Origin of the sequence: Phocaeicola faecium, assembly GCF_014837055.1 — a bacterium.
In the GTDB taxonomy this organism is placed as follows: Bacteria; Bacteroidota; Bacteroidia; order Bacteroidales; family Bacteroidaceae; genus Phocaeicola; species Phocaeicola gallinarum.
In genome coordinates this window covers 1-14,373 of sequence record NZ_JACSPQ010000055.1, presented here as the reverse complement: position 1 = coordinate 14,373, position 14,373 = coordinate 1, and the positions used below count along the sequence as shown (strand labels likewise).

The following is a 14,373-nucleotide window of genomic DNA, read 5'->3' as shown; positions in this document are numbered from 1 at the left end:
CCCACCCTCATCCTCTTTCCAAAAACAATCGGCACAAGGTAATGCGTAATAATCTTCCCCCAGGGGTCGTATGCGTGAATGCGTTTGTACGCTGTGTTGGAGATGCGCAGTAATAACCATGCCTCTACCAGCTGCCACCTTGGTTTGTTGCCCCTGTCATACGACAAAGAAGTGCCGCCATTGCCTGATAAAAGAAGGACTACACCTTATTTTATTAAATTAAATCAACTGACCAATTCAGGCTTTGTAGCTTCATATCCAGACTTCGGAGTTGTTTGGAATAGTTGTCCGTCACCCTTCTCAATTCACCCACATCCACCGTGCGGACATATTTTATCTCCTGTCGTCCGTAACGGTCATTTTCAACAACGTGCTTCAAGAGGTCGCGCATTACTGTCAGACGCAACTTCAATGCGTCTTTGCGGGCAATCATTTGAGTGAGAGTTTCTCCTTCGTGCACGGTTTGCATGTTGGTGTGGTTAATCCGATAAACAATCCCCTCGAATTGCGAAAGGCATTCATCCAATTCTTTATACAATTCGTTCACGTTCTCAGAAGGTTGGTCACCTTCCTGCACCTTGGCGCTGTACTTCAGTCGGCTCTTTAATTGGTCGATTCTGTTTTGCAGGTCAGCGCGGATGCTTAATGCTTCTGCCAGTTTCATTCTATTCCTCCTATTTGGTTTGATGGTGCAAATATCCGTCATGAAAGTGCCAAATCGCAGCACAAGGCGGAGATATTTTTATTTCTATTATAATTTTTCGAACCACATGTAGAGTAATGCAAACGAAAGCAGACGAAAAAAATAATCAGCCTATGCTCCGATTCGGCGCATCGAAAGGTTTCCTTTGCCGCAAAATAAATATCGTCTTATGAAAAATAGCGAAGATTGGGAAGGGGCTGCCAAGAAGCAGCAAAATAAAATAGAGGCATGGAGGCTTTCTTATCTTTCGGTAGAAGAATTATTATGCCTGCAGTTGCTGGGGTATTCTCCCAAGCAACTATATGAAGACATGGAAAGCGAAAGATATTCACTGAAAGAAACGGCTTCCATGTCCATCCGCGAACTCGACAAGGCAAAACGGATATTGGACAGGCAGACAAAAGCAGGAGTGATTACCATCCCTTATCATGAGGAAGCGTATCCTCATCACTTCCGCAATTTATGCCAAGATGCACCGCCGCTCGTCCACGTGCTAGGGAATAAGGATTTACTCAACCGTGAAGACAATGTGGCTATCATTGGTGCCCGTGCTGCGGATAAAGATGGATTGGACGTGGCATACGGGCTTGCTAAACAGATGGGTGAACAAGGACATATCGTCATCAGTGGTCTGGCTTTGGGATGCGATACGGCTGCCCACCAGGGGTGTCTTGATGCGGGCGGACAAACAATCGCTTTAGTGGCCTCGGGCTTGGACATCACGCATCCTAGAGTGAACAAATCGTTGCAGGATGAAATAATTGCCAAGGGCGGAGCCATCTTGTCCGAATATCCTTTTGGCGTGAAAGCTAATCCCACAAAGCTGGTGGCGCGTTGCCGTATGCAAGTTGTCTTGACCCAATCGGTCATCGTGGCACAATGTCCCATCATCAGCGGTACGATGTATGCCGTGCGCTTCGCCCAAGAATATAACGGAGTCCCCTTTGGATGGGAAAACAAGGTTTATTCTGTCCGGTATGATACGCAGAATGAACTAAACTCCGGCAATAAGTTCCTGCTCGATTATAACTTAGCTCTACCCATTAGGCCTGGGCAGGAGGTAACATTAGATAATGACAATCGCCTGGTTATTTATCCATACTATTAAATTAAGAATGAAAAAGATAGTAAAGGTCAAGGATATAAGATTCGACAAGAACCTGTTCGTTAACTATTTATCAGGAACAGTGTTGGACTTGTTGTTATGCAGTTATCGTGGCCTTCCGAAAGGAGTCAACTACATGGTTATCGGAGATCCCGGTGTAGGTAAAACAACTATCATTCTTGATTTAATGGCAAACATTCATAGAATGCAGCCTAATGTGAAGATGCTTTTTATAAGCGCAGAGATGAACGAAATCGATTTATCCATTTACGTACAGCGTTATCCTAAGTTTGGCGAGTTGGATATAATGTTCATTGAAGCAGAATTTGATTCCGAAACACATGCCCTTGAAGATTTTGAGGAAGTGCTGCGTATGGGCTGGGATATTGTTGCGATTGATTCCTTTTACGAACTACAAGGCATTGTGAAAGAAGAAGAGAATATTACGTTAAAGAAATCCGAGAGCTTGTTATTATCAATCATTAAAAAGCAAAACAAGGCGAAAAATGAAAGGAAAGTACACACCTCCTTCCTAACCATACAACAAGTGACAAAGAACGGTGCTTTTATTGGCAGCAACCGACTGAAGCACATGATAACTGCCATGATGGAACTGCGACTTGACAACCCGAAGAATATCTATTCTGACCGTTATGTTACATTCTCCAAACATCGGCGTGGCGATGTCGGTGTGAAATTGTATTATAGTCTCAGTCAGACCGGAGATGTGTATTTTGATGAAGAACGACTTTATAACGACCAAAAGTTGCGGAAGCTTCAAAACGAAGTCAGTTCGCAACTTCATGAATATGCAGACAAGTTCAATAAACTTTTTAACAATATAAGTGATGACAAATAAAGAGTATGTATCAAGGCGAGACGCGCTTTTGCAAGAACAGGCTCCTTACATTGTGATGAGCAAGAATGAACTGATTGCCGAAGGTGAAAACTTTTACAACATCCGAGGCGTACCAGTTATGGTCACCCCAAACGTGCAGAATCGACTCGACCAACTGATAGGACTTTCGCCTCGCCAGCGTGAAGGAGTGAAACAGGCTTACGGAAATGACGTTGTGATGAATCTGCGAAACAGTTTCGCTATGGCCAACTGCGTGGCTCGTCCAAAGAAGTTTGCGTTAATAGCCAATGCTGCTGAAAGCATAGTTGACGGTATTGTACCGTTGGACGAAGAAGCGATACCCATGCGCTCTTTTTTCGATGTCGTCGAAATACTTGCCGACAAATACAGTTTTGAGGTTGACCAATTGCAGGGCTCCGCCCGTGCCGCATATGGCATAATCGTACGCTTGATGCCTATTTATCCACAACACGATGCGCCTTTCAACAATGATGAGTTTGTTACCAACGGACTGTATTTAAAATGGAATCTCGGAGAGATAGAGCTTGGCAACTATTATCTTCGACTGGTTTGCACGAACGGACAGATGCAACTTTCTGAAAATTCATTGGAACGCGTACACAGGATTGATGACAAAAAGATAACGGAGATTATCAACTCGTCCAACAATCCAAAACTGATTACCCGGAACTGGCACTCATTTAAGCAGGCATTGGTGACAGCCAACAATACACCTGCCTCATTGTCAGAAGTGTATAGCGGTAAGAATCTTCTGCTACGGCATGGTGCGCCTGAAGACTTGGCGGAACAACTGATGCCTTACAGCAGGCTCATAGAAATGTATGGGACAAAAGGCCTACACGTTCCACCCAAACAAGCAAAAAGCGACATAAACATGTATGACTTGTTCAATCGCCTGACTGATTTTGCCTCGCACAATCAGTTATGGGAGCAGACCGACAACCGCTCTTCTTCGCTTATGCAGCAAAGTATGCAACTTCTTTTGCGCAAAAGAGACATACAAACTTATTATGATATTTTCTCATAATCGAATCGCTTCATGATAAAATTCATTTCTGACATTGAGCATTATGACATCGTGCTGAACCTTGTAGCAAAAGCACGCCGTTCCCTTTGGATCGGTACTGCTGATATCAAGGATCTTTACGTAATGCGCAATGGAATGAACCTACCATTTTTGGCCATCTTGTCAGAACTGATTGACAAAGGAGTGGAAATAAGATTGATACATGCCAAAGAGCCAGGACAGCCATTCAGAAAGGACTTTGACAGTTATCCCTTGCTTGCCAAACAGTTGGAGCGGATGCTGTGTCCCCGCGTGCATTTTAAAATTATCGTTATTGATTCATTCTTCTGTTACATCGGAAGTGCCAACTTGACGGGCGCAGGTATGGGAATGAAATCTCAATTGCGCCGCAATTTTGAAGCTGGTATAATCACTGACGAAGTGAATATTCTAAATTCAGTTGTTGAAGAATTTGATAAGGTATGGCGCGGTTCGGAATGTTTAAAATGCCAACGGAAGCAGTATTGTCCTGACCCGTTGATATGGAAATAATTAAACTTATAATTATGACACTAAAAGAATTACTAACGCAAGTCGGCTTCGACGAACTTCTTCCGTATCTGGAGAAACACGAGCCAGAACATCTGGACAACCTCTATGACTTCCGCGAGGCATACGACATTCTTCGTAACATGAAACCTGCAAATAATTTTGAAGGTAAAATCTTTGTAGAATGGCATGGCGGAGAATGGGAAGATGAAGAAAAATGGATTGGCGTAAGCCCGATGCACGACTGTACTTGGGAAGAAGATTTGGCCAAAGAAATTGTCGTGGCCGATGATGTGCATCTTACTCTGGCAGAACTCGCCATGCATTGCTTGTGGGAAATCACTTATTGGGGATTCTCCCCACAAGAACAATTAGAAACCTTTAATCGGAAGTTTAATTACCATAAGCCAACTAATCAATATGAAATTGCTTTGGACAAGCTGGAGGAAAGCATTTGGAAGCATCAAACTCCACGGCGGTTTCGTTGCCGAGGAGAGAACGGAGAACGGTACACCACCCTGCAAAGCACTCGTTACTTGTTCAATGACCGGAAGAACCGCTCTAAACGAAAACGGGAATACCGTCAGGACAAACGAGAGGAATATCTGAAACAGATGGCTGCTCGCGAAAATCTAATAACGAAACTTTCCGCCGAAGGAAGTAGTTTCAAGAGAAGTGACGTGGATTTCCTGCTTCACATTGAGTATGGTAGGCAATACGATTACTTGTCCGTCACAAGCGGAACAGATGGACGTTTGGACTACATTTTAGAGTCGATGACCAAATACCAACAACTCGCATTGGAGAAGTACAATAATGCTGTTGTTTTCATAAAGGTTCCCAATTGCTGCCCATTGACAGAGCAGGAATTAAATAAATTCAAGAAAGCGATATGTTTGTATTTAGGGTATGATGACATTCTGTTTGGTACATCCGACTATGAAAGTAATAAACATGATGTAAAAGCCATGTTGATGCTAAGCCAACGATAATACAAAAAGAGGCAGCCCTTCCTAACCAGATTTGAGGCAGCTGTAAATCCATCAAATCCTAATGATTATTAAAATATACGATCTTGTGTGCCATTATAAGTTTTTCAAAAGGAATTCCCTAAATTTGCACTTGACAGTTGAATCCGTCTAATCTCCTAATATGACTATATAGAAATGTATGATTTAGATAAACATATTCAGGAACAGCGCAATCTTACATACGAGACTTTGTGTCGTATGTTTTTTGAGAAGTTAAATGAACTTCATGTCTCTGACGAATGCTTAAAAGCAATACCGGAACTGTTTGTTCCATCTTGTGGTAAATATTATGCCGATTCATTGGTTAAGATTGCAATAATGGGGAAAGAAACCTATGGGTGGGGAGATTCTTTGTATGAAAATCTGAAGGATTTCGAGAAGGGGAAAAGCATAATTTCTAATTCAGAAACCCGTTTTCGCACGGAAGGACCTTCTAAATGGCGCAATACATTTTGGCAATATTTCGCTGAAGTATTAGCTTTGATGTATGATGTTGACGTAAATAGTGTGCTTGAAAAAGATTCCCCCATCATCAATAGTATCGCATGGAATAATTGCCATGCTATTGAAACTTACGATTCAGGAGGTGTCGATCAAAGTAAAATAACTCCAGATGAAATGAATAGTATCCAAGAAATAGCTTTTGATGCTGGAATTACGAATATAGACAATTTCATAGACGTGTTTAAACCACAGGTTATTTTATATTTATACCGAAATGAAAAGTCCTATGACAGTTATAGACCCGTTGACGGTTTGAAGCCAATTAACAAATGGGGTAAAGATGGATTCTTGCATGAATATATTCATAAAGGCGTTGTTATTCTGCATTGTTGGCATTCAAGTTATATGACAAGAGGTATTATAGACAAAAAAGATTTTGCACAAGCAGTTTGTGATGCTCTCGCAAGCCATAAGTTATTTAAACGTTTCAGACATTTTCCTCATTATGACGAGACGACAGACTATTCACGCTTTTGTGATTTGGCTAATCAGATAGCCATGAATAAGCATCCACAATCCTCTGAAGAATATAACGAACTGGCTCAGGAAATCATAACAGGAATCGCATTAGAGCTTCGTAAATATGGGGCAACCATGACTGCCAGGTTACTTACCTCCTCGATATTGAATCAAGTTCCATGTTTTAGAGAAGGTAATTGGCAATATTCGCCAAATGGTCGTGGTCCATGCAGAGTCGTAACAGGGGTGTGGAATGCGTTAAGCCATCAAGGAAAAGACGATGAGGCTTCACATGTGGCTCATGCTTTTACGGGCATTAATGGTGATTTATGTTGGTAAAATTAAAAAGGTTACCCTTACTATCCAGTCTTTGGGCAACCTTTTTGCGGAGTCAATTAACCGACATCAAGAGAGAATCTGTACTTTCAACCGTTTTGCTTCATCCTCAACCAGCTTGTCCCACAAGCGGGAGCGTTGCAAAGAGGAAGCGGGAATGCGGTCTTGATACTTTTCCAAGAACTCCGCACTGAACAAACCTTCCCTGCCGTAACAATCAATAATTTCATTCCAGTCCCAGCAGTCGGCAAACTGCTCCAAAAGTTCCGAAGTCAGAATCAGATCGGAGTTACGGGATAATTCCCGCCAGTTCCAATAGTTCTTGTATTTCTCCAAGTTTTCTGCCGTAAATAGGTGCTCATTGTTCGACCCGGAAAGTTCTTCCCAGTCAATTCTGTTCTTAAATTTCTCAAGCATGGAGACCGTCCAAAGGATGGTACGGTTGCCGGAAACCGTTTTCCATTCCACCTTGTCCTTGTATTTCTCCAGCAGTTGCTCGTTCCAAGCAAAGTCGCCCGAAAGTTCCTTCCAAGCGGCATCTTCCAATACTTTCGCCATAAAATCGTTGCTTAAATTCTTTGTTACCATAATACGTTAATGTTTAGAAGTTTATCATTCATTCTGCTGCAAAGTAAAGAGCGTTAAATGCCAAAACGAGGCATATAATAAAAAGAAATGCAGGAAAAAGAGAAAATTTAATATTGAGCTACGATTTGGCACAAGGAAATGCGTAACTTTGTGGCATAACCATTAAATGACAGCAATATGGCAGCAAATCTTTTTGGACGATACGTATGGCTGATGGACATCTTGCGCAGATACAAACGGCTGACGTTTCAGGAAATCAATGAACTTTGGCAGGAAAGTGGATTAGGCTATGGCGAGGAACTGCCTTTGAAGACCTTTCATAACCATAAGAAAGCCATCAAAGACATTTTTGATGTATATATAGAATGTGACCGGAAGGACGGATACCGTTATTATATTGACGAGCCGGAACGCATAGAGGGCAATAATCTGCGCAGCTGGCTTATCAGTTCATACGCCACATTGAACCAGATACAAGCGGATAACAAGCTGGAAGACCGGATTATCTTTGAGGAAATCCCTTCGGGACAGACCTGGCTGACCTGCATTGCGGATGCCATGCGTCGTAACCATGTGTTGAGCATTACGCACCAAGGCTTCGGCAAACCGGAACCCAGCACATTCGACATTGAGCCTTACTTCTTGAAAGTGGTGAAACGCCGTTGGTATGTAGTGGCGCGCAGTCCTTATTACTCCGAGCGGAATAAAGAACAAGGCGTCAAGCCAAGTGATGTGTATTTGGTGTACGCCCTCGACCGTATTTCAGACATTCAAGATACGGGACGGACATTCAAGGTGAAAAAGAACTTCGATGTGCACAACCATTTTGAAGGATGTTGTGGCATAATCACTTCTAACGAATCGCCTCAAAAGATTGTTCTTCGGGCATACAATGGTTTTGCAGACTATCTGCGCACATTGCCCCTGCACGAATCACAACGTGAAATTGGTAGTGATGACGAATCGACTCTTTTTGAATACCACCTGAAACCGACTTTCGATTTCTACCAACTGGTGCTTGCCCAAGGCGATCAAGTGGAAGTGTTGGAGCCGGAACCCGTGCGTGAAGAGGTGCGCAACTTCGCCCAAAACATGTTGGACTATTATACAGAGAAAAAGGAGGGCAAACCATGCGAGGAATAAACTTCATAGCCATAGATTTTGAAACAGCTACAGGCAAACGTGCATCCGTCTGCGAGGCGGGTATCTGTGTGGTGCGTGACGGAAAGATTGCAGAGACTCGTTCGTGGCTTGTCCGTCCGCAAGGAAATAGGTACAGTTATTGGAATATGCAAATTCATGGAATTCGTCCAAGCGACACCGTGGACTCACCGGAGTTTCCCGCAGTATGGGCTGAAATCTGCGGATACCTCAAAGACATTCCTGTACTTGTGGCCCACAATGCGGCTTTTGACATCGGTTGCATCCGTCATTCATTGGAGCTGTACGGTATGGAAAAGCCCGACATCACCTATTATTGTTCCCTCCGTGCAGCCCGCAGGCTCTATAATTTCGGTTGCAACAGTCTGGATTACCTTTGCGACCAGTTTAAGATTCCATACGGTCAACACCACCGGGCAGGGGATGATGCCGAGATGTGCGCACGGCTGTTTCTAAGGGAAATCGAGTATGCTGAAGTGTGCAAATTGGAGAACATGGAGTATTGTAATGGAAAACTATAAAATAAAAATGATGAATAATTCAATTTACCATTATCCCACAATTAATTTGTTGGATTCGGCTAGTGCCATTGCCCAAGATGTTGACTTAGAACAATTGGAAGAACAGCAAAAGCACATTATAGACGTTTTACGCACTTTTTGCATACCAATTAATGAAATCAAATATACATTAAGCCCTTCTGCTATACGCTATGAGATCAAGCCCAAAAGTGGACAACTTTATGCAAAGGTCCGTAAAAATGAACATGATATATCATATGTCTTTCTCCTATGGGTGTTCGAATAATGTCACCAGTCCCAGGACGGAACGTCATGGTAATAGAAATTGCAAATCCAGCACCATATACATACCAATTGAAAGATATCATTGAGGCTACCACATTAAAAAATGATGATATGGATTTGCCTTGTGCAATAGGCAAAACAATTGATGATGAGGTCTTCATGTTTGATTTGGCCAAAATGCCTCATTTGCTTATCGGTGGAGCCACAGGACAAGGAAAAACAGTATGCTTACATGATATCATCATGTCTTTGCTGTTTAAAAAATCACCACAAGAACTAAACTTTGTACTTATCGATCCCAAAAAGGTAGAATTTGAAATATATTATCCATTGATAAATTCTTTTTTAATGAAAATACAAGGGTGCAAGCATCCTATAATTACAGATGTTGATGAAGCGGTACTTGCACTTAATAGTTTATGTGAATTAATGAACAAAAGATTTGATTTGCTGAAACATACTAATGTTAGAAACATCAATGAATACAATGAGAAAATCACAAATAACACCATTGGCAACGCTGATGGATATGAATATATGCCATACATAGTGGTGATAATCGATGAATTTGCTGATTTAAAAATGATTGCTGAAGAAGATATAGAGATGCCTCTCGTAAGACTTGCACAATTAGCACGTTCTGTAGGTATTCATCTTATTATTGCGACCCAACGCCCTACCTACAATATCATTACGGGTAACATTAGTGCAAATTTTCCCGCAAGCATTGCTTTCAAGGTTGCTACGCAATCTGACTCAAGAGTAATAATACACAATGCTGACGCATGTAAGCTCTTAGGTAAGGGGGATATGCTTTTCTCGCATATATCAAGTCTCACACGTGTTCAGTGTGCTTACGTTGATAAGAAGGAAATCAATCAGGTGGTTAGCTTTATTGCACAACAAGAAATAAATCAATAGGACATATTTTTATGAAAACAGAATGGACGTTGAAAGAAATGTCAAATTGGACAAGGATCGATTCAGAAGTAAAAATCCCGGCTATACAACGAGGGTTAGTATGGAAACCCCATCAGGTGGAGTTGTTGTGGGACTCTATCCTACGCCAATTCCCTATCGGTGCTTTCACTCTTTCGCATTTGCACACAGAGGGTACAGATATATATAACCTAATTGATGGGCAACAACGTTGGAATGCTGTGGCCTTGGGATATGGTACTTTCTCGCACGAAGATTGTATCTTATGGTTTGACCTAAAACCCGATGATAAAGTGTGGGGTAGTAGTAAGACAACCAGAAAATACATCATTCGTGCCACCACAAAGGCACACCCTTGGGGTTATAAGGCTAACGATGACTGCACTACGCTTAATACGGCGCAAAAGAGAGCTGCGCTTCAGGAATTTGGAGTAAACACAGGCAACGAATACGAAGGCACAATCAGCCTGACTGAAACTTATCCTATAGAATCGGGATTACCCATTCCTCTGTGCTGGATGATAGTCGCAGGTGAGGAGCATGGTGAGGACAAAGATGGCTTTGCGAAATGTATCATGGACAAAATAGAAGAAAACAAAACATCCAGAAAGTTCAAGCTGAAACAAGTGGACGAAATAAATGATGGCTTGATAGTCAAGTACAATGAAGCATTCAAGAGACTGTCGCATTATAAGGTTCCGACCATTAACATACTCCAAGAGACCATCGAAAATGAAAGCGAAGATAAAGGTGAGGCCGGAGCACTCTCGGACATAGAGATACTTTTCAACCGTATCGGCACCGGTGGTACACCGATCACCCAAAGCGAGTTGATGTACTCAGCAGTAAAGGCTTATTGGCCGGAACTGACGGAAGAGAACGATAGATTGGCAACACTCTACATGCCTCCGCATACACTGATATCATTGGCTTTCCAACTCGTACTCTCTACTACGGGGAAGGGACTTGAACGAGCACCGTCTGTGGCGAAAATCAGAAAGTTGGCTGGTGACGATGGTATACGTAAAGCAATAAACGAACTGTATTGTACTGATGGGAAAGGCTCTATAATGAGCCACATATTAGTTACAGTAGACCATTGGCTGACCAATTATGATAAGATACCTAAAGTATTAAGAACCACAATTGCCCGTAAGTCGCCCGAAGTGTACCTGTTGCTGATGATATTTGCCAAGTGGAAAGAAGAGGGACAGATAGATCCGATATTAAAGGAAGAGGCACTATTTCGAGCAACGGCTTACTATCTTCACTGGATGGTCGGCGATAAGTTTGGTGTGGCAAATAGTATATACAAGGCTGTGGCAAACAATCCACTAAACGAATGGAGAACCATTATAAAGCGAGTGTTGTTGGTGTCGTGTGTGAAAGGGACGATTATCCCCTTGTTGTCGCCAGAAGCATTTAGGAGCTTGTTTATAATAGAGGGTGATAAGAACTGGCGACCTGATGGGAATGGGCGCGGCAGTATGCCGTGGTGGCCGCTGTGGGAAACCGTCTCTTACAACGAAGAAATGCTACTCTACGCGCAACGGGAATATATGTGTAAGAGATTTCCTAATTACGACCCAGCACGGCAAGATTTATGGGAAGACAAAAACAGACCTTGGGATTTCGACCATATCATACCTCAAGACTGGATACACAGACGAAGAAGTTGGAGACAGGCATACACTGATTATTGCAAGGCTTGGAAGGATAACAATGGGAACATGGCTGCAATACCATTCTGGGTGAACAGGGCAAAAAGTAATGAGGCAAACTGGGAGGAATATAAAGAGAATCCTATAGGCTTGTTGGCTGATGATGATATATCCGATTTCGACGAACTATTTAATGCAATGTTAAATAGTGATGCAAAGCAGGCAAAGTGCTTTGCAGAAAAGACTTTCACTCGTATGTGCAAGATATACAAGGAAGTATATGCTCTACTTGAGCCAGTAGATTTTAGGGTAGGAGAAATTACTTTCATCGAAAAAGGAGGAATAAAAAACCGTAATGAAAGAATGACGGCTATTCGCGATATATTGGTAAAGGAAGGTTTTACTGCAGGTATATACTACCTTTACGATAATATTGAGTATCCTCAAAACGATATTGATGACTGGACTAGGGAGTGGATGTCGTGCGGTTGCATTACCGAAAACAATTATTATGCAGCTTTTACGATGGTACTATATCAAGATGGAAGCATTGGCGACCAAATAGAGATAGGGCTGAGACGGTTGCCCCAAAATGCTGAACGTTCCGGGAAAGTAGCAGAAGGGCAGTTGCAAAAGTTGAGAAGATACGAAACATACGAGTTGTATGAGGATAATAATTCATGGTGGCACATTTGTAAAGAGATTAGCATAAACACGGATAATGATATAATAATCAATGAACTAAAAGAATTAGCAAAATTCGCATCTAAGGAGTTGCAATAAGTATTCAATTTGAATAATGATGACCATCCTCCACCTCTCCGACACCCACAGTCAGCATCGGCGGCTCACCCAGCTACCCGATGCTGACATCCTTGTACATTCAGGGGATTTCACCATGAATGGAAGTGAGCAAGAAGCCATTGATTTTATGAACTGGTTTTGCGACCTCCCTTATTCCTACAAAAATTTTATCTGTGGCAATCACGATGCCTGCCTATATGGAGCCAAGATAGACGGGTTGGATAAGAATGTGTATTACCTATGCAATTCCGGCGTAACAATTGATGACGTTAATTTTTATGGCGTTCCCATGTTTATGGAAGATTGTATCTCTGAACGTCAGAGCCGTAACTATGCTGCCATACCTGCCGACACGGATGTATTGATAACCCATTGCCCACCCTATGGTATTCTTGATTTTGACGATGGGATAAAGTATGGTTCGACAGAACTTCTGGCGAGGGTGGAAGAAATAAAGCCTCGTTTGCATCTGTTTGGCCATATCCATAAACAGCATGGCGTAAAGAAAGATGGTTTAACTATTTTCTCAAATGGCGCGATCATGAATGGAGATTACACGAACTTCAACCTTCCGAACCTGATTGAAATCTAATGAAAGTATTGATTATTCAGAAAGGGGTATTTAAGGAAATGGCGGCGAAGTTCAGTCGCTTTTCCGAACTTTGCTTTTTAATTTGCTAACAAGTTGTTGGTAAAGACTGGAGCATGTTAGAGGCAGAAAACCGTTCATATTGGATGGCATCGCACATGACACTTCACGCGACACAATATACAATCAACCCTAATGCCATCGTATAAACGAACAAAAATATCACCAAAACTTTCATCCAGAAGTCAGAGAACCAAACGCCTTCATTTCGCCTAAGGATTTTGCGCATATTGGATTCATGTTCCGTTAACATTTTCGTCTGTTCGGAACGATGATTTTCCAATAGGGTTTTCCATGTCTCAATGGCTTGGTTTAAGAGTTGTTGAAGCTGGGCAAGATGTTCAGACTTTATAGTTGCCTTGAACTGTGTGTTTTGCTCTGCTTTTACAATCGCATTGCAAATACCGTTAATGATATTGCCGAAACTATCAATAGCAGTTTTCAATATCATTGCAGCATCACGCTCTGCTTTAATAGCGTCTTGAAGGTCTTGATGGATTTTTAACAATGCCTCTTTTGCTTCACGGATTTCTGTGAGCCGCTTGTCTGCATCCTGCTTTTCAGCCTCTATCTCATGGCTAATTTCAGCCTTTTTCAACATATCATCAACATTTATTGATGGAGTGATTTTTGATTTTCCAATTCCCATGATTTCTGCTTTTTAATAATTCGTTTATCTATGAAGTTCCTTTTTGCGCTTGCACATTCTGTTTGCCATTCTTGCACAGCGGCGTGCCCATTCAAGTTCGTCCTCATCCTTGTCCCGTCCTCAGCTACTTGTGTCAGAACCGCCACCGCCGCTTGATGCCGCCAGACTTGTGGCAGCATCCAAATACCCGGCAAAGAGCAAAAAAGCCGTGTGCTGTAGTTCTTCAATTTTAGCCAACGGATGTGCTTCCTCCAAAGAACAATTCTGCCGAATGATATATCTATAGTTATCCATATTATTCAAATGAAAATCCACTCATTTAAGCTGATTTTGTACTATCCTTGATTCCCCAATTGCGGAAAAATGGGGTTTTAATCTGAATAAACAATTCCTTGATGAGTTCTTTGTGATTATAGTCTCATTTTATAACTTAATGTATTTATTGGAGGATAACATTTTAATGATACGTAAGCATTCGGTAAACCACGTTGCAAATTTTGTGAATTAGTTCCGAATCGGTGTTATTTGTAGTCGATTCGGAAC

Annotated in this window: 15 protein-coding genes and 1 pseudogene; 12 read left to right on the top strand and 4 right to left on the bottom strand. The window is 42.0% G+C overall.

Translation table 11 applies throughout. From position 1 onward, the window contains the following. Nucleotides 1-214: 214 nt before the first annotated feature. The gene (locus tag H9626_RS14435) at nt 215-664 is read right to left on the bottom strand and encodes a DIP1984 family protein (RefSeq protein ID WP_087249070.1); all 450 of its coding nucleotides are present in this window, start codon (nt 662-664) and stop codon (nt 215-217) included. 208 nt (nt 665-872) lie between these two features. Between H9626_RS14435 and H9626_RS14430 the strand changes: the two genes are divergently transcribed. The 6 genes from H9626_RS14430 to H9626_RS14405 all read left to right on the top strand — a co-directional run bounded on the left by H9626_RS14430 (nt 873) and on the right by H9626_RS14405 (nt 6,576). Continuing rightward, complete coding sequence (locus H9626_RS14430) at nt 873-1,811, top strand: DNA-processing protein DprA (protein ID WP_191710925.1); 939 nt, start codon at nt 873-875, stop codon at nt 1,809-1,811. Nucleotides 1,812-1,818: 7 nt separating this feature from the next. Continuing rightward, a complete protein-coding gene (locus tag H9626_RS14425) occupies nt 1,819-2,667 on the top strand; it encodes a hypothetical protein (protein WP_191710924.1) in 849 nt (282 codons plus the stop codon). Continuing rightward, entirely contained in the window at nt 2,657-3,715 is a 1,059-nt protein-coding gene (locus H9626_RS14420) for a hypothetical protein (RefSeq protein WP_191710923.1), read from the top strand. The genes H9626_RS14425 and H9626_RS14420 overlap by 11 nt, the downstream gene beginning before the upstream one ends. A 12-nt stretch (nt 3,716-3,727) precedes the next feature. Continuing rightward, complete coding sequence (locus H9626_RS14415) at nt 3,728-4,246, top strand: phospholipase D-like domain-containing protein (RefSeq protein WP_191710922.1); 519 nt, start codon at nt 3,728-3,730, stop codon at nt 4,244-4,246. A 14-nt stretch (nt 4,247-4,260) separates the two neighbouring features. Beyond that, nucleotides 4,261-5,235, top strand: a complete 975-nt coding sequence (locus H9626_RS14410; RefSeq protein ID WP_191710921.1) for a DUF6557 family protein — start codon at nt 4,261-4,263, stop codon at nt 5,233-5,235. A gap of 174 nt (nt 5,236-5,409) precedes the next feature. Then, nucleotides 5,410-6,576 carry a hypothetical protein gene (locus H9626_RS14405; protein WP_191710920.1) on the top strand — a complete coding sequence of 389 codons (1,167 nt, stop codon included), beginning with the start codon at nt 5,410-5,412 and terminating at the stop codon, nt 6,574-6,576. Between the two features lie 66 nt (nt 6,577-6,642). On the opposite strand, the gene H9626_RS14400 is transcribed toward H9626_RS14405, so the two are convergent. Then, nucleotides 6,643-7,161, bottom strand: coding sequence for a hypothetical protein (locus tag H9626_RS14400; RefSeq protein ID WP_191710919.1), 519 nt, complete (start codon nt 7,159-7,161; stop codon nt 6,643-6,645). Nucleotides 7,162-7,338: 177 nt separating this feature from the next. Between H9626_RS14400 and H9626_RS14395 the strand changes: the two genes are divergently transcribed. The 6 genes from H9626_RS14395 to H9626_RS14370 are packed head-to-tail and all read left to right on the top strand — an operon-like array spanning nt 7,339 to nt 13,124. Then, the gene (locus H9626_RS14395; protein ID WP_191710918.1) at nt 7,339-8,304 is read left to right on the top strand and encodes a helix-turn-helix transcriptional regulator; all 966 of its coding nucleotides are present in this window, start codon (nt 7,339-7,341) and stop codon (nt 8,302-8,304) included. Continuing rightward, a complete protein-coding gene (locus tag H9626_RS14390) occupies nt 8,292-8,843 on the top strand; it encodes a 3'-5' exonuclease (RefSeq protein WP_191710917.1) in 552 nt (183 codons plus the stop codon). The genes H9626_RS14395 and H9626_RS14390 overlap by 13 nt, the downstream gene beginning before the upstream one ends. Before the next feature lie 7 nt (nt 8,844-8,850). Next, a complete protein-coding gene (locus H9626_RS14385; protein ID WP_225231032.1) occupies nt 8,851-9,129 on the top strand; it encodes a DNA translocase FtsK in 279 nt (92 codons plus the stop codon). 26 nt (nt 9,130-9,155) lie between these two features. Then, nucleotides 9,156-10,049 (top strand): FtsK/SpoIIIE domain-containing protein, encoded by an 894-nt coding sequence (locus H9626_RS14380; RefSeq protein ID WP_191710915.1) that lies wholly within the window; start codon nt 9,156-9,158, stop codon nt 10,047-10,049. A gap of 11 nt (nt 10,050-10,060) precedes the next feature. Continuing rightward, nucleotides 10,061-12,511, top strand: coding sequence for a DUF262 domain-containing protein (locus tag H9626_RS14375; RefSeq protein ID WP_191710914.1), 2,451 nt, complete (start codon nt 10,061-10,063; stop codon nt 12,509-12,511). Between the two features lie 16 nt (nt 12,512-12,527). Next, nucleotides 12,528-13,124, top strand: coding sequence for a metallophosphatase domain-containing protein (locus H9626_RS14370; RefSeq protein ID WP_438616951.1), 597 nt, complete (start codon nt 12,528-12,530; stop codon nt 13,122-13,124). A 163-nt stretch (nt 13,125-13,287) separates the two neighbouring features. On the opposite strand, the gene H9626_RS14365 is transcribed toward H9626_RS14370, so the two are convergent. Further along, nucleotides 13,288-13,830 carry a hypothetical protein gene (locus H9626_RS14365; RefSeq protein WP_191710913.1) on the bottom strand — a complete coding sequence of 181 codons (543 nt, stop codon included), beginning with the start codon at nt 13,828-13,830 and terminating at the stop codon, nt 13,288-13,290. 24 nt (nt 13,831-13,854) lie between these two features. Further along, nucleotides 13,855-14,106, bottom strand: a pseudogene (locus H9626_RS14360) (relaxase/mobilization nuclease domain-containing protein); the annotation flags it as partial. Nucleotides 14,107-14,373 lie beyond the last annotated feature (267 nt).

Bases quoted from the DNA above. Each gene is read 5' to 3' on its own strand.
- H9626_RS14435 (WP_087249070.1), bottom strand. From the start codon at position 664: ATGAAACTGGCAGAAGCATTAAGCATCCGCGCTGACCTGCAAAACAGA.
- H9626_RS14430 (WP_191710925.1), top strand. From the start codon at position 873: ATGAAAAATAGCGAAGATTGGGAAGGGGCTGCCAAGAAGCAGCAAAAT.
- H9626_RS14425 (WP_191710924.1), top strand. From the start codon at position 1,819: ATGAAAAAGATAGTAAAGGTCAAGGATATAAGATTCGACAAGAACCTG.
- H9626_RS14420 (WP_191710923.1), top strand. From the start codon at position 2,657: ATGACAAATAAAGAGTATGTATCAAGGCGAGACGCGCTTTTGCAAGAA.
- H9626_RS14415 (WP_191710922.1), top strand. From the start codon at position 3,728: ATGATAAAATTCATTTCTGACATTGAGCATTATGACATCGTGCTGAAC.
- H9626_RS14410 (WP_191710921.1), top strand. From the start codon at position 4,261: ATGACACTAAAAGAATTACTAACGCAAGTCGGCTTCGACGAACTTCTT.
- H9626_RS14405 (WP_191710920.1), top strand. From the start codon at position 5,410: ATGTATGATTTAGATAAACATATTCAGGAACAGCGCAATCTTACATAC.
- H9626_RS14400 (WP_191710919.1), bottom strand. From the start codon at position 7,161: ATGGTAACAAAGAATTTAAGCAACGATTTTATGGCGAAAGTATTGGAA.
- H9626_RS14395 (WP_191710918.1), top strand. From the start codon at position 7,339: ATGGCAGCAAATCTTTTTGGACGATACGTATGGCTGATGGACATCTTG.
- H9626_RS14390 (WP_191710917.1), top strand. From the start codon at position 8,292: ATGCGAGGAATAAACTTCATAGCCATAGATTTTGAAACAGCTACAGGC.
- H9626_RS14385 (WP_225231032.1), top strand. From the start codon at position 8,851: ATGATGAATAATTCAATTTACCATTATCCCACAATTAATTTGTTGGAT.
- H9626_RS14380 (WP_191710915.1), top strand. From the start codon at position 9,156: ATGGTAATAGAAATTGCAAATCCAGCACCATATACATACCAATTGAAA.
- H9626_RS14375 (WP_191710914.1), top strand. From the start codon at position 10,061: ATGAAAACAGAATGGACGTTGAAAGAAATGTCAAATTGGACAAGGATC.
- H9626_RS14370 (WP_438616951.1), top strand. From the start codon at position 12,528: ATGATGACCATCCTCCACCTCTCCGACACCCACAGTCAGCATCGGCGG.
- H9626_RS14365 (WP_191710913.1), bottom strand. From the start codon at position 13,830: ATGGGAATTGGAAAATCAAAAATCACTCCATCAATAAATGTTGATGAT.